This is a genomic window from Herbidospora yilanensis (assembly GCF_001570565.1).
Taxonomy (GTDB): domain Bacteria; phylum Actinomycetota; class Actinomycetes; order Streptosporangiales; family Streptosporangiaceae; genus Herbidospora; species Herbidospora yilanensis.
In genome coordinates, this window is record NZ_BBXE01000058.1 from 1 (window position 1) to 15,091 (window position 15,091).

The window sequence follows — 15,091 nt, forward strand, 5'->3', positions numbered from 1 at the left end:
CTAGACCGAAGGCCCTGCTCCGCGCGGAGCAGGGCCTTCGGCGTCAGAGCACCCGCAGCAGCGCGTACTTGCGGTACTGGAACGGTTCGGAGATCTTCCTGACGACCTTGAAGCCCGGGGTGAGGATCACCACCGTGTTGCGGGCCGCGCCCTTGACCCTGACCGCGAGCCGTCCGTCGTTCAGGTACATGGCCCCGATCAGGGTGCCCTTGACCGGCGGCACGACCCGCTTGCCCGTCACGGTGTCGACGATGCGGGGGGTGTACCAGAGCGGCCAGGTGCCGTCGCCGCCCTCGGCGTTCCGTGCGAGCGCGTGGTAGATCACCTTGCGCCCGTCGGGCGACAGCGACTGCACGTGGTTGGCCCCGCCGACGCCCTTCGCCTTGCGCGACTTCCCGGTCGTGACGTCGAGCACGTGCACGCCGTCGGTGGTGCCGGTGTAGCCCGCCAGGTAGCGGCCGTTGCCCGACCAGGCCAGGTGGCAGACGCCGTAGGTCCGGCCGACCGTCTTGCGGCCCTTGCCGTCGGCTCCGACGACCGCGATCGGGGCGCTGCCCTCGGTCGACATGACCGCGTAGGCGACCTTCGTTCCGTCGGGCGACCAGGCCGGGGTGGCGCACGGCGTGCCCGCCACCGCGCCCGACGCGACCACCTTGTCGACTCCGCCCGCCTTGACGTGCACCTTGCCGTTGATGTCGACGTAGGCGACCTTGCGGCCGTCCTGCGAGACCGAGAACTGGCCGTTCGGGTCGAGGGTGTGCCGGGCGAAGGGCGTGTGGACGGTCACCCCTTGCTCGTACCGGTAGAACACCAGCCCCGACGGGAGAGCGGCCGCGGCGGGCGCGGCGGGGATGATCGCGACCAGCGCGGCTGCGACGGCGAGCAGTCTTCTCATGGCATGCGATCTTTGCACCGCCCGAGGGGCGAAAACGGGCCAAAGGTAAAATCTCCCCCATGCCGGGGACGCGGAAGGCCTACCTCTACTGGGGCGCCGGAGTCGTCGCCTACCTCGTCGCAGTCTTCCACCGCCAGACCCTCGGCGTCACCGGCCTGGAGGCCGCCGCCCGCTTCGACCTCGGCGCCGCCGGCCTGTCGGCGCTCGCGATGCTTCAACTGCTCGTGTACGCGGCCCTCCAGGTCCCGGTCGGCATCCTCGTCGACCGCCTGGGCTCCAAGCGGATGCTGCTCGCCGGGGCGGTCGTGCTGGCGGCGGGCAACCTGGTCTTCGCCCTCGCGGGCGGCGCCGCCGGGGCGATCACGGCGCGGGTCCTGATCGGCGCGGGCGACGCGGCCACCTTCATCAGCGTGATCCGCATCGTGAACCTGTGGTTCCCGACCGGCCGCAACCCCCTGATGGTGCAGACCACGGGGCTGCTGGGGGCGCTGGGCGGCATCCTGGCGGCCGTACCGCTGATCTCGGCCCTGCACACCTTCGGCTGGCGAGACACCTTCCTGGGCGCGTCGGGCCTGAGCGCGGTCGCCTTCGCCGTGGTGGTCGTGCTGCTCCGCGAGGCCCGGCCGGAGAGGGCCGCGAACGCGCGCGGACTCCGCGCCGCCTGGGCCGAACCGGGCACCCAGCTCGGCCTGTGGACACACGCCGCCACGCAGTCGTCGATGGCGGCGTTCCTGCTGCTCTGGGGCTACCCGTTCCTGCTCCAGGACCAGAAACTCTCGCCGAACGCGGCCGGGGCGCTGCTGACCACGATCACCGTCGTGTCGCTGGCCTGCAACCCGCTCTTCGGCTGGGTCGCCGGACGCCGGCCGCACCGCCGCTCGTGGATGGTCCTCGGCATCGTCGGCTCGACCGCGGGCGTCTGGACGGCCGTGCTGCTCTGGCCCGGCCCCTCGCCGTTGTGGTTGCTCGTGCTGCTGATGGTGGTGCTGGCCACCAACGGGCCCGGCTCGGTGATCGGCTTCGACTTCGCCCGCACGTATAACCCGGCCGAGCGCATCGGCGTGGCCACCGGCATCGTCAACGGCGGCGGCTTCCTGGCCACGGTCGCCCTGCTCGGGCTGATCGGCGTCGGGCTCGACGTGCACGGCGACTTCCGGTGGGCGCTGGTCGTGCAGTATCCGATCTGGGCCCTCGGCGTCTTCCAGGTGCTCCGCTACCGTCAGCGAAGCGAGACGCGGTCGGCCGGAGGCCGGCTGTGGCTCGCGCGGTGAACCGGCCTCAGTTGAGCCGCGTGAACGGCTCGGCCAGGTGGGCGGTCGCCAGGTAGGCGGCCCGGCCGAGCACGACCTGACGGCTGGTCAGCGCCCGCTCGGGGTCGTCGTCGTAGTGGTAGCCGATCGTCGGGTCGGCCAGTTGCACCGGGTGGTGCAGCACGTCGCCGGAGACGATCAGGTCGCCGACCAGGACCACCTGGTGGCCGGGGGTGTGGCCGGGGGTGTGCGCCACCCGGACGTTCTCGAACAGGTCCTTCGAGCCGTGCACGATCTGCAACTGGTCACCGAGCGGCTTGACGATCCGGTCGCGCATGAGCCCGCCGCCGGGCCAGTCGAGTTCCGCCTCCTGGAGCACGTGCCGCGCGTTGGCGAACACCGGGACGCCCTCGGCGACGCAGCCGCTCACGTGGTCGCTGTGCAGGTGGGTGAGGATCACCGTGTCGACGTCCGCGGGGGCCACGCCCACCGCGTCGAGTTCCTGGAGCAACCGGCCGGGGATCGGCGCCCAGCCCGCCGCCGGACCGGTAAGGTCGCCGACGCCGGTGTCGACCAGGATGGTGTGGGTGCCGGTGCGCAGCAGGAAGCAGTGGAAGTGGAGGATCCACTCCTCGCCGTCGGCGAACGACCCGCCGGGGAAAAGTTCGGGCAGCGGCCGGGCGATGCTCGGCCCCATGGGCCCGACGGCATCACACAGCGGCGTGACCTCGACCCCGGCGAAGGTCATCGGTTCGTACGGCATTACCGCACTTTATTCTCCTACATGCGGTCATCGCGCATCATCGGGCCGAATAATCGAAGTTCACATCGGCGGCGTAGACGGCACGCTGGCACTTCGCGCAGCGGTAGACGATCGGGCCTTCGTCCAGAACGGTCCGACAATTCGGGCAGTTACGTCTCTTCTTCGTCATAGGTACAGTTCACCCCAGACCGGTTGCAGACGACTTGACGGGATACTGGTCGGATGCTTGGAGACGTCATCGACCTGCTGCTCTGCCCCGTCTGCCGCGACGACCTGACCCTCGCGGAGGGCGCCGCCCGCTGCCCGCGCGGCCACTCCTTCGACGTCGCCCGGCAGGGCTACCTCAACCTGCTGAGCACCCCGGTGAAGGGCGACACCCCCGAGATGGTCTCGGCTCGTGAGACGTTCCTGGCGAGCGGCGCCTTCGCCCCGATCGCCGAGACGGTGGCCGCCCGCGCGAAGGGCGTCGTCGGCGACGCCGGCGCCGGAACCGGCTACTACCTGGCGCGGGCCGTCCACGACCGGGGCCTGGCCCTCGACGTCTCCAAGCACGCGCTCAAGAAGGCCGCCAAGGCCCATCCGAGGATCGGCGCGGTCGTCGCCGACGTGTGGAAACCGCTTCCGGTACGCGACGCCGCGTTTGACACGCTTCTCAACGTGTTCGCCCCCCGGAACGCCAGTGAGTTTCGCCGTGTCCTGAAACCAACGGGAACATTGATAACGGTCACTCCAAACCCCGACCACCTGGCGCCGATCGTCGAACGTTTCGGTCTGTTGTCGGTCGACGACGAAAAGGACCGGCGGCTGACCGACACCCTCGGCGACCACTTCGCACGCGACGTGACCGAGCCGGTCGCCGGTTGGCTCGACCTCACGGCCACCGAGGTCATGTCGGTGATCGCGATGGGCCCGAGCGCCTGGCACGCACCCGCCGTCGGGGTGTCGGAAGGGGCCCGGGTGCGACTGTCCGTGCAGGTCACGGTGTGGCGTCCGAAAAGCTGAAAATGGTGCCCTCAGTCCTAGTGACCAAAGGGCTTTTTCACCGTAAATTCCCACCTGAGATCCCCTGTTTGTCGGCCATTCCGGGGGCTGACGGGACATACTTGACCGCGACCGACGGCGGACCCGGGAGGAAAGCCGATGAAGGCCGAGGAACGCTGGCAGACCAGGTTCCGTTCCCCGCGTATGACGCTGCCCACCTGGGCCCGTCAGGCCCCGCACCACGCGGTCTACCGAAGTAACGCCTCCGGCACCTGGGAGATCTACGCCTGGGACCGGGCCACCGGCACCAGCCGCCAGGTGACCGACCGGCCCAACGGCACGGCCTACGGCGACATCGACCCCACCGGCCAGTGGATCTGGTGGTTCGCCGACACCGACGGCGACGAATACGGCGTCTGGATCCGCCAGCACTTCCACGGCGGCGCGGCCCGCCCGCTCGACATCTCCCCCGGCCACCCGGCCGGTCTCGCGCTGGCCGCCAACGGCACCGCCGCCATAGGGCGCTCGTGCCGGCTCGGCTTCCAGATCGTCCTGATGGGCGACGACGGCGAGCCCACCGTGCTCTACCAGCACAAGGAGTCGGCCTCCGTGGCCGGCATCTCCCTCGACGGCTCACTGATCGCCATCGACCACAGCGAGCACGGCGACGCCCGCCACCCGGGCCTGCGCGTGGTGAAGAAGAACGGCTCGGTCGTCGGCGACCTCTACGACGGCCCCGGCAAGGGCGTGCGCGGCATCCGCTTCTCCCCCGTCCTCGGCGACCGCCGCCTGCTGGTCCTGCACGAGCGCAGGGGCCGCCACGAGCCGCTGGTCTGGGACCCGCTGACCGGCGAGCAGCGCGAGATCTACCTCCGCGACCCCGGCGAGGTCACCGCCGACTGGTACGACGACGGCCGCGCCCTCCTGATCGTCAACCATCACCGGGGCCGCACCCAGCTCTTCAGGTACGACCTCGTCGGCGGCGCCATGACCCCGATCGAGACGCCCCACGGGGTGATCGAGTCGGCCGCCACCCGCCCCGACGGCACGGTCGAGTACTCCTGGTCGAGCGCCGCCCACGCGCCCGTGATCCGGTCGAGCCACGGCCACGTGGTCATGAGCCCCGGCCCGACCGCGCCCCCGTCGGTCCCGGTCGAAGACGTCGACGTCGAGGGCCCCGGCGGCTGGATCCACGCGATGATCTCCCGGCCCACCGGCCAGGCGGCCCCCTACCCGACCGTGTTCCTGCTGCACGGCGGCCCGTCGGCGCAGGACAACGACTCGTTCCTGCCCCACGTGGCGGCCTGGGTCGACAGCGGCTTCGCGGTCGTCCGGGTCAACTACCGGGGCTCGATCGGCTACGGCTCGGCCTGGCGCGACGCCCTCCACGGCGAGGTCGGCCACATCGAACTGGCCGACGTGTCGGCGGTCCGCGACTGGGTGGTCAACCGGAACATCGCCGACCCCGACCGGCTGATCCTGGCAGGCGGCTCGTGGGGCGGCTACCTGACCCTGCTCGGCCTCGGCACCCAGCCCAAGGTCTGGAGCGCCGGCATCGCGGCCGTGCCGATCGCCGACCACCGCGCCGCCTACGAAGACGAGTCGGAGGCCCTGCGCTCCTTCCACCGCGCCCTGTTCGGCGGCTCCCCCGAGGAGGTCCCGGAACGTTACGCGGCCTCCTCCCCGATCACCTACGCCGACATGGTCGAGGCGCCGCTGCTGATCCTCGCGGGCGAGAACGACCCCCGCTGCCCGATCAGGCAGATCGAGAGCTTCATCGAGGCCGTCCCGGGCCCGTGCCAGGTCTACCGCTACGACGCGGGCCACGCCTCCCTGGTCGTCGAGGAACGCATCCGCCAGATGCGCACCCAGATCGAGTTCGCGACCCGGGTCATGGACGGCCGCAAACAGCCCGCGACACCGGGCCTCTGACCGACGACGCCTGCGAGCCGCGAAATAGACGTGGGGCGTTCCAGCGCTGTTCCGCGCATGCGTTTTGCCCTCCTCGCCCTGGCGATCAGCGCGTTCGGCATCGGCGTAAGCGAGTTCGTCATCATGGGCCTGCTGCCCGTGGTCGCGGCCGACCTCGACACCTCGGTGCCGGCCGCCGGGAACCTCGTCGCCGCCTACGCCATCGGCGTCGTGGTGGGCGCTCCCCTGCTCGCCGCCGCGGGCGTGCGGATGTCCCGCAAACGCCTGCTGACGGCCCTGATGGCCCTGTTCGTGGTCGGCAACCTGCTCTCGGCGCTCGCCCCCGGCTTCGGCTGGCTGACCGCCGGGCGGTTCGTCGCCGGCCTGCCGCACGGCGCGTTCTTCGGCGTCGGCTCGGTCGTGGCGGCGCGGCTGGCCCGCGAGGGCAGGGAGGGCCGCGCGGTCGCCTCGATCCTGCTGGGGCTCACCCTGGCCAACATCGTCGGCGTGCCCGGCGCCACGCTGCTCGGCCAGCATCTCGGCTGGCGGGCCACCTTCCTGGTCGTCACCGCCATCGGGGTGCTCGCGCTGATCGCGCTGGTGCTGCTGATCCCGTACACGCCTCCGGAGCCGCACCAGAGCCTGCGCCGCGAGCTGAGGGCCTTCCGGAGCCGCCAGGTCCTGCTGTTCCTCGGCACGGCGGTCTTCGGCTTCGGCGGGGTATTCGCCGCCTACGCCTACCTCGCGTCCATCACGACGGAGGTCATGGGCCTCGGCGAGGGGTCGGTCATGTGGGTGCTGGCGCTGGCCGGCGTCGGCATGACCATCGGCGTGGCCGCCGCCGGGCCGCTGACCGACCTGGCCGCCCGCCCCACCGCCTACGCGAGCCTGGCCGGGCTCGCCGGGGTGCTGGTGGTCTTCTACCTCTGGCCGGTCCCCGTCATGGTCGTGCCCATCCTCGCCATCGGCTTCCTGATGACCGCGCCGCTCCAGACCATGGTCATCCGTTACGCCGCCGACGCCCCCACCCTGGCCGCGGCCTCGAACCACTCGGCCTTCAACCTCGCCAACGCGGGCGGCGTCTACCTGGCCGGCCTGGCCATCGCGGCCGGTTGGGGCTGGATGTCGGCGGCCCTGGTCGGCGCGGCCCTCGCGGTCGTGGGCCTGGCCGTGATGTTGCTAGAGCGGCTCGACCGGCGCCCGGAGCACCAGGATGGCCAGGTCGTCGGCGCTGGGCTCGGGGGCGAAGTCCTGGACGGCACGCCTGATCCGCTCGGCGACCGCGCGGGCTGACAGGTCGACGCACTCGGCCAGCAGCTTGGCCAGCCCGCCCTCGTCGTCGAGCAGCCGCGACCCCTGCCGCCGCTCGGTCACACCGTCGGTCACCCCCAGGAGCACGTCTCCCGGCTCCAGATGGATCGAGTCGGCCTCGAACTCGGCCTCGGGGAAAACGCCCAGCAGCGACTGCGGCGAGCCCACCACGTCGACGATGCCGCTCGGCCGCAACCGCAGCGCCTCGGGATGCCCGGCCGACACCAGCCGCATGTCGAGCCCGTCAGCCGCGATGGTGATCTCGCCGTGCAGCAGGGTCAGGAACCGGGCCCGCTCGCCCTCTTCGAGGATCGCCTGGTTCAGCCGCTCGACCACGGCCGCCACGCCGTAGCCCTCACGGGCCAGCAGCCGGATCGTGTGCCGGGCCAGCCCGGTGACGGCGGCGGCGACGGGACCGGTGCCGCAGACGTCGCCGATCGCGAACCGCCAGACGCCGTCGCCGATCGGGAACAGGTCGTAGAAGTCGCCGCCGACCTCGTTGGTCTCGCCCGCCGGCTCGTAGATCACATAGGAGTCGAGCCCGGGTGTACGCGGCTCCTCCGGCGGCAGCAGGCTCCGCTGCAAGGCCCGGTTGGCCGCCGCCTGCTGCGCGTAGAGGCGGGCGTTGTCGAGCGCCAGCGCCGCCCGGCGGGCCAGGTCTTCGGCGAGCTGGAGACTCTCGTCGGGGAACCGGTCGCGGCGCCCCAGGCACATCACGCCCAGCCGCCGCCCCCGCGCCGTCAGCGGGAACCCGAGCGCCTGCGTGCCGTCGACACTGAGCACGGCCGGCCCGTCGGCCGACGGCAGCACCACGTCGGCCAGCCGCGCCCGCAACGCGTCGCTCTGCGCCTCGTCGGCATGCCACAGATAGTCGAGCCGCAACGGCCCGGTGCCCTGATCGGCCGTGTAGACGGCACACCAGGAGGCCAGCCGGGGCACCACGATCTGCGCGATGATCGCTGGCACCATGCCGGGGTCGAGCGTGCCGGCGAGCAGATCACTCGCGTCGGCCAGGAACCCCAGCCACCCCGGACTGGGCGTGGGCTCGGTCCACGCCTCCTCCTCCGGTACGCCGCCACCACCCGGCAGATCGAGCCGCGCCCACCGCACCCGGGAGTTCCCCGAGAACGACACCCCCCAGTCGGCCGCGTCGAGCGGCGGCCCGTAGTCGTGGCCGCGCTCGATGACCTCAAGCTGTATAGAGTCGCCTTGGTGGAGCCATCTCACCTCGAACGATTCGCCGGAGACCCCTTCGACGAGCGCCCGGGTGAGCCGCTCGGCCTCGGCGCCGACGGGCACGGCGGCCCAGGCGGTCATCACCTCCTGGGTGAACCGCTTCGCCGCTGGAACGGCCGTCTCGCCCATCGTGAAAGAAGCCGCGAGCACGGCACGTGGGGAATTCGCCACTGCACTTGTGCTTACCACAAATCGCCCTGACGCGCGGTCAATCAACGACCGGTGGAGCTACCACGGAACGTGACAGACTGGGCGTACACGTAAGGAGGCCCCATGACGCGTGCGGACGTCGAACCGGCCCGGACCGAACGCAGCTACACCGAGTCTGATCTGAAGCCGCTCCTTGACACGCTGACCGTGTGGCGAGACGGAGACTTCCGCCGGAGAGTCCCGCACGCCCCACCCGGCATCCTGAGCGAGATCCGGTTGCTGCTCAACGAGGTGGCCGACCGCCGGGAACACCTGGCCAACGAGCTGGCCCGGGTCCGCCGTGAGGTGATCAAGGAGGGCCGCTTCGGCGAGCGGCTGACCCCCGGGCCCGGTGTGGGCTCGTGGGCCGAGAGCGTCGAGTCGGTCAACGGCCTGATCGACGCCCTGGTCACCCCGGTGACCGGCGCCGCCGACGTGATCGACGCCGTGGCCAAGGGCGACCTGTCGCAGCGCATCGACCTCGACCGGGCCGCCAGGGGCGAGGTGCGCCGCCTCGGCAAGGCCATCAACGGCATGGTCGACCAGCTCGCCCTGTTCACCGGCGAGGTGACCCGGGTGGCGCGTGAGGTCGGCACCGAGGGCAAGCTCGGCGGCCGGGCCAACCTGCGCGGCATGTCGGGGAGCTGGCGCGATCTGACCGAGGCCGTGAACACGATGTCCAGCCGCGTCTCCGCACAGGTGCGCGACATCGGTGAGGTCACCACGGCGGTCGCCAACGGCGACCTGTCACGCAAGGTGACCGTCGACGCCGTCGGCGAGATGTTCGAGCTCAAGATCACCGTCAACACGATGGTCGACCAGCTCTCCGCCTTCGCCGAAGAGGTGACCCGGGTCGCCCGCGAGGTCGGCACCGAGGGCAAGCTCGGCGGGCAGGCGCAGGTGCGCGGGGTGTCGGGGGTCTGGAAGGACCTAACCGACAACGTCAACTTCATGGCCAACAACCTGACCAGCCAGGTCCGCCAGATCGCCGCCGTCTCCACCGCCGTCGCCCAGGGCAACCTGACCAAGAAGATCACGGTCGACGCCCAGGGCGAGATCCTGGAGCTGAAGGAGACCCTCAACACGATGGTCGATCAGCTCTCGGGCTTCGCCGACGAGGTCACCCGGGTGGCCCGCGAGGTGGGCACCGAGGGCCGGCTGGGCGGCCGCGCCGAGGTGAAGGGCGTGTCGGGCGTCTGGAAGGACCTCACCGACAACGTCAACTCGATGGCCAAGAACCTGACCTACCAGGTGCGGAACATCGCCCAGGTGACCACGGCGGTGGCCGGCGGCGACCTGACCCGCAAGATCGACGTCGACGCCCAGGGCGAGATCCTGGAACTCAAGTCGACCATGAACACGATGGTCGACCAGCTCTCGTCGTTCGCGGCCGAGGTGACCCGAGTCGCGCGAGAGGTGGGCACCGAAGGCCGGTTGGGCGGGCAGGCGCAGGTGCGCGGCGTGTCCGGGGTCTGGAAGGACCTCACCGACAACGTCAACTTCATGGCCAACAACCTGACCAGCCAGGTCCGCCAGATCGCCGCCGTCTCCACCGCCGTCGCCCAGGGCAACCTGACCAAGAAGATCACCGTGGACGCCCAGGGCGAGATCCTGGAGCTCAAGGACACGATGAACACGATGGTCGACCAGCTCTCGTCGTTCGCCGACGAGGTCACCCGCGTCGGCCGCGAGGTGGGCACCGAGGGCCGGCTGGGCGGGCAGGCCCGCGTGCCCGGCGTCTCGGGGGTCTGGAAGGACCTCACCGACAACATCAACTCGATGGCGACGAACCTGACCTACCAGGTCCGCAACATCGGCGAGGTGACCACGGCGGTCGCCAACGGCGACCTGACCCGCAAGATCGACGTCGACGCCCAGGGCGAGATGCTCGTCATGAAGACCACGATCAACACGATGGTCGACCAGCTCTCGTCGTTCGCCTCCGAGGTGACCCGCGTCGCCCGCGAGGTGGGCTCCGAGGGCCAGCTCGGCGGTCAGGCGCGGGTCGAGGGCGTCGAGGGCTCGTGGAAGCGGCTCACCGAGAACGTCAACGAGCTGGCCGGGAACCTGACCACGCAGGTGCGTGCCATCGCCGAGGTGACCAGCGCGGTCGCCCGCGGCGACCTGACCCGGTCGATCACCGTCGAGGCGCCGGGCGAACTGGCGCAGCTCAAGGACAACATCAACACGATGGTGTCCAACCTGCGCGACACCACCAACGCCAACCAGCAGCAAGACTGGCTGAAGTCGAACCTGGCCCGGATCTCCCGCCTGATGCAGGGCCACCGCGACATGATCGAGGTCGCCCGCCTGATCATGAGCGAGCTGACCCCGCTCGTGTCGGCCAGCTACGGCGCCTGCTACCTGGTCGTCGACGGCGAGCTGACGCTGATCGCGGGTTACGGCATCCAGCCCGGCCGCAGCCCCCGGCAGCGGTTCGCCCTCGGCGAGGGCATCGTCGGGCAGGCCGCCCTGGAGGCCAAGCAGATCATCATCCACCAGGTGCCGCCCAACTCGTTCACGATCGACACGGCGCTGACCTCGGCGCGGCCGGCGCAGATCGTGGTGGTGCCGATCCTGTTCGAGAGCCACGTGCTGGGCGTGCTGGAGATGGCCTCCTTCGCCAAGTTCTCCGACGTGCACCTCGACCTGCTGACCCAGCTCGTGGAGTCGATCGGGGTCACGATCAACACGATCATCGCGAACTCCCGTACAGAGGATCTTCTGAAGGAGAGCCAGCGGCTCGCGACCGAGCTCCAGGAGCGGTCCGACGAACTCCAGCGGCAGCAGGAGGAGCTGCGGCGCTCCAACGCCGAGCTGGAGGACAAGGCGGCGCTGCTGGCCAAGCAGAACCGCGCGATCGAGATCCAGAACTTCCAGATCGAGCAGGCCCGCCGCACGCTGGAGGAGCGCGCCGAGCAGCTCGCGGTCTCCAGCCGCTACAAGAGCGAGTTCCTCGCGAACATGTCCCACGAGCTGCGCACCCCGCTGAACAGCCTGCTCGTGCTGGCCAAGCTGCTGACCGAGAACTCCGAGGGCAACCTGACCGACCAGCAGGTCGAGTTCGCCAAGACCATCCACGGCGCCGGCTCGGCCCTGCTCCAGTTGATCAACGACATCCTCGACCTGTCGAAGGTCGAGGCCGGCCGGATGGACATCCACCCGGCCGAGTTGTCGCTCCCGAAGCTCTACGACTACGTCGACGCCGCCTTCGCCCCGCTGGCCCAGGACAAGGGCCTGTCGTTCGCGATCGACGTCGACGACGCGGTGCCGACCGAGATGCGCACCGACGAGCAGCGCCTCCAGCAGGTGCTGCGCAACCTGCTCTCCAACGCGGTCAAGTTCACCCCGCGCGGCGAGGTCAGGCTGCGGGTCCGCCCGGCCCGCGACGTCGCGTTCGTGGACGAGACCCTGCAGACCAGCGACAACATCCTGGCCTTCTCGGTCGTCGACACCGGCATCGGCATCGCGCCCGACAAGCTCGACGTGATCTTCGAGGCGTTCCGCCAGGCCGACGGCACCACCAGCCGCAAGTACGGCGGCACCGGCCTCGGCCTGTCGATCTGCCGCGACATCGCCCGCCTGCTCGGCGGCGAGATCCACGTCGACAGCGAACCCGGCCACGGCAGCGCCTTCACGCTCTACCTGCCCACCACCTACGCGGGCCCGCTGTCGGCCCGTGACGGCGGCGCGGCGACCTCCCTGGCCGTCGTCGACCGCCCCGAGCAGGTGCTCCAGGTGGCCAACGACGACGTCCTCCCGGAGATCCCGATCCCGGCGGGCCTCCCTCCGGTACGCCCGCTGGAAGACGTCAACGGCCGCGACTGGGCCGGCGACGACCCCCTGAACGGCGCCAAGATCCTCATCGTCGACGACGACATCCGCAACGTCTTCGCCCTGACGAGCGTCCTGGAACGCCACGGCACGACGGTGGTCTACGCCGAGAACGGCCGCGAGGGCATCGAGCAACTCGAACGCAACGAGGACGTCGCCCTGGTCTTGATGGACATCATGATGCCCGAAATGGACGGTTGGGCCACGACGTCCGCGATCCGCCGGATGCCCCAGTTCGCCGACCTGCCGATCATCGCCCTGACCGCTAAGGTCATGCGGGGCGACCGCGAGAAGAGCATCGCGTCGGGCGCCTCCGACTACGTGCCCAAGCCGGTCGACGTCGACCGTCTTCTCGAACGCCTGCGCGGCTGGCTCATGCGAGGGCGTGTATCGGGTAGTTCTGGTCGGGCAGACTCGGATGTGACGGATTCCACTGAAGGTGCGTGATCGATGCCAGACCGGGCGAAGATCCTCATGGTCGACGACCGTGAGGAGAACCTCATCGCACTCGAGGCCATCCTCAGCTCCCTCGACCTGACCCCCGTGCGCGCCCGTTCGGGGGAAGAGGCACTCAAAGCCCTGCTCAGCACCGAGTTCGCGTTGATCCTCCTCGACGTCCGCATGCCCGGAATGGATGGCTTCGAGACCGCCGCCCACATCAAGCGCCGAGAACGCACGAGGAACATCCCGATCATCTTCCTGACGGTCGTCGACAGCGCCCCCGACTACGCCTTCCGCGGCTACCAGGCGGGGGCCGTCGACTACCTGACCAAGCCCTTCGACCCGTGGGTCCTGAGGGCGAAGGTCGCCGTCTTCGTCGAGCTCTACAACATGAACCGGCGGCTGGCCGAACAGGCGGCCCTGCTGCGCGAGCGCCTCGCCACCGAACTGCCCGGCAACGGCGACCAGCCCGCCGTCCTGCCGGAACTCTCCCGCCGCCTCACGGCGGTGGAGGAGGAACTGAGCCGCGTACGCGACCTCGCCCGCAAGAACGGCGACTCACCCCTGAGCGGGCCCCTGTCGGACCTGGGGCAGCGCATCGCCAACCTGAGAGCGGGCTTCGACGCCCTGGGCTGATAAACCAATGCATTAGAAGCATTAGAAAACTTCTTTGCGGTGCTATCATCGCCTCTTGACCGATGCCTGCACACAGCTCAGAAGGCTACCTTGCCAAACTTCGAAACCTTTACGAAGCGGATGGTGCCTCTCGTCAAGCAACCGTTCGTCACGATCCAGAAGCGCGGCACCATCTCTTTGAATGCCGCCGCCTACGCGGCGCTTGATGAACCCGAGGCAGTAGAGCTTCTCTTCGACCCTTCCGATCGCATCGTGGGTTTCAGAGCGGTACCCAAGGAATCGGAGCACGCTTACCCTCTGAGGGCTCAATCGGGCAAGAGCATTGGGCCTTATATCGTCTCCGGAACGGCTTTCACGCGCTACTACAGCATCGACACAACCGTCTCCCGACGGTGGATCGGCTACATGGATGACGACATCCTTTGCGTGGATCTCAAGCAACCTGGGACCGAGGTAACAAGCAATCGAAGCGGTAGCAATTCCGCTCGCAGCGCCGATGAAGATGCTTAGCCGAGGGATACCGCGATCATGATGCACGGGTTCATGGACGAATCCACCCGAGGCCGCTATCTCGTGTGCGTGGTCGTGCTCGCCCCGGTGGACCTCTCGCCAACACGGCAAGCACTCAAGAAGCTGTGCAAGCCGGGGCAGCATCGGATTCACATGAGCAGCGAGGGCGACAGTCGCCGCCGGGAAATACTGAGCGCCATCGATCAACTCGGGTTGCAGGGCCATGTATACGAGTCCGACATCGGCTCCCGTCCCCAACGCCAGGCGCGGGACGACTGCCTGAGAGCAGTTGTGCCTGATCTCGTGAATATCAACGTGACGCGCCTGGTGATCGAGTCATGTGATCAGGACCGGCAAGATCGTCTTGTGGTGCAGGAGTGCCTCGCCAAGGCAGAGGTCTCTGACCGCTTCACTTACTGTCACGATCGCCCGACTACGGAGCCGCTTCTATGGGCGCCCGACATCCTCGCATGGGCCTACGGGAAGGGGGGAGACTGGCGACGCCGCGCTAACGGCACCGTGTCCAGCGTCACAAGGTTGACCTCATAAAACGCGAAACCCGGCCGACTCACCGTCCGGAGAGCTGCCGGGCTCACTTCCGTAGGCTAAGGCCTAGGGCCCTCCCATCATTCCCTGACAGGGGCGTAGTGTCAACTTCAAGCCGGCACTACTTCGGCACGACGGGGTATCGCCGATGAACTCGGCATAGATCAACGGCGGGCCCGCTCCAGGGCGTCCCAGAAGCCTCTTCTCAGCGCGTGACGCACCTCGTCGTGCAGCAGGAAGTCGATCGGGAGTGAGGAGCCCTGGAGGAGTCTGGCCTCCAGGTCGGAGGGCATTCGCGGCTTCCTGGCCAGCACCGCCTCCAGCCACAGCGCCGGCGCGTCGCGGGCTATCGAGTCGCCGAAGTCGTGGCCTTCCTTGTGGGCCGCCTTGACCGCGTCGGCCAGCGTGGTCGTGGCGCCGCTGTGGGCGGCCACCGGGGCGGCCTGGGGGCCCGTGTAGGGGCCGAGTTGCGCGGCCGGGAAGCCGCCGGTGTTGGACTCGCGGTAGCCGGTGTCTCTGCCGCTGCCGTGAGAGCCCTGGTATTGGGGCTGCGGGGGCGCGGCGGGGGGCGGCGGCGCGGGCTGGGGA

General features: G+C 69.6%; 11 protein-coding genes and 1 pseudogene. 8 read left to right on the forward strand and 4 right to left on the reverse strand.

The window, feature by feature from the left end:
* Positions 1-43: 43 nt before the first annotated feature.
* Positions 44-895 carry a PD40 domain-containing protein gene (locus AW273_RS35600; RefSeq protein ID WP_062358159.1) on the reverse strand — a complete coding sequence of 284 codons (852 nt, stop codon included), beginning with the start codon at positions 893-895 and terminating at the stop codon, positions 44-46.
* 59 nt (positions 896-954) lie between these two features.
* On the opposite strand from AW273_RS35600, the gene AW273_RS35605 reads away from it, so the two are divergent.
* A complete protein-coding gene (locus tag AW273_RS35605) occupies positions 955-2,166 on the forward strand; it encodes an MFS transporter (protein WP_062358162.1) in 1,212 nt (403 codons plus the stop codon).
* 7 nt (positions 2,167-2,173) lie between these two features.
* Here the strand turns inward: AW273_RS35605 and AW273_RS35610 are convergent, their stop codons facing one another.
* Entirely contained in the window at positions 2,174-2,908 is a 735-nt protein-coding gene (locus AW273_RS35610; protein WP_062358165.1) for an MBL fold metallo-hydrolase, read from the reverse strand.
* 222 nt (positions 2,909-3,130) lie between these two features.
* Here AW273_RS35610 and AW273_RS35615 point away from each other — a divergent pair, with 222 nt between their 5' ends.
* The 3 genes from AW273_RS35615 to AW273_RS36835 all read left to right on the forward strand — a co-directional run bounded on the left by AW273_RS35615 (position 3,131) and on the right by AW273_RS36835 (position 7,093).
* Positions 3,131-3,910 carry a putative RNA methyltransferase gene (locus AW273_RS35615; protein WP_062358167.1) on the forward strand — a complete coding sequence of 260 codons (780 nt, stop codon included), beginning with the start codon at positions 3,131-3,133 and terminating at the stop codon, positions 3,908-3,910.
* A 138-nt stretch (positions 3,911-4,048) separates the two neighbouring features.
* Positions 4,049-5,821, forward strand: a complete 1,773-nt coding sequence (locus AW273_RS35620; RefSeq protein ID WP_062358170.1) for a S9 family peptidase — start codon at positions 4,049-4,051, stop codon at positions 5,819-5,821.
* Positions 5,822-5,878: 57 nt separating this feature from the next.
* On the forward strand, positions 5,879-7,093 hold the full coding sequence (locus AW273_RS36835) for an MFS transporter (protein WP_083950309.1): 1,215 nt from the start codon (positions 5,879-5,881) through the stop codon (positions 7,091-7,093).
* Here AW273_RS36835 and AW273_RS35630 read toward each other — a convergent pair.
* Positions 6,980-8,497, reverse strand: a complete 1,518-nt coding sequence (locus AW273_RS35630) for a PP2C family protein-serine/threonine phosphatase (protein WP_232327748.1) — start codon at positions 8,495-8,497, stop codon at positions 6,980-6,982. The two genes, AW273_RS36835 and AW273_RS35630, sit on opposite strands and share 114 nt — an antisense overlap.
* 123 nt (positions 8,498-8,620) lie before the next feature.
* On the opposite strand from AW273_RS35630, the gene AW273_RS35635 reads away from it, so the two are divergent.
* The 4 genes from AW273_RS35635 to AW273_RS35645 all read left to right on the forward strand — a co-directional run bounded on the left by AW273_RS35635 (position 8,621) and on the right by AW273_RS35645 (position 14,506).
* Complete coding sequence (locus AW273_RS35635) at positions 8,621-12,817, forward strand: HAMP domain-containing protein (protein WP_062358172.1); 4,197 nt, start codon at positions 8,621-8,623, stop codon at positions 12,815-12,817.
* A gap of 3 nt (positions 12,818-12,820) precedes the next feature.
* A complete protein-coding gene (locus AW273_RS35640) occupies positions 12,821-13,447 on the forward strand; it encodes a response regulator (RefSeq protein WP_062358175.1) in 627 nt (208 codons plus the stop codon).
* 90 nt (positions 13,448-13,537) lie between these two features.
* Positions 13,538-13,957: a hypothetical protein gene (locus AW273_RS37710; RefSeq protein WP_157556486.1), complete on the forward strand. Its 420-nt coding sequence runs from the start codon at positions 13,538-13,540 to the stop codon at positions 13,955-13,957.
* 33 nt (positions 13,958-13,990) lie between these two features.
* Complete coding sequence (locus AW273_RS35645) at positions 13,991-14,506, forward strand: hypothetical protein (RefSeq protein ID WP_157556488.1); 516 nt, start codon at positions 13,991-13,993, stop codon at positions 14,504-14,506.
* A gap of 161 nt (positions 14,507-14,667) precedes the next feature.
* Here the strand turns inward: AW273_RS35645 and AW273_RS38315 are convergent.
* Positions 14,668-15,091: pseudogene (locus AW273_RS38315) on the reverse strand (NYN domain-containing protein); the annotation flags it as partial.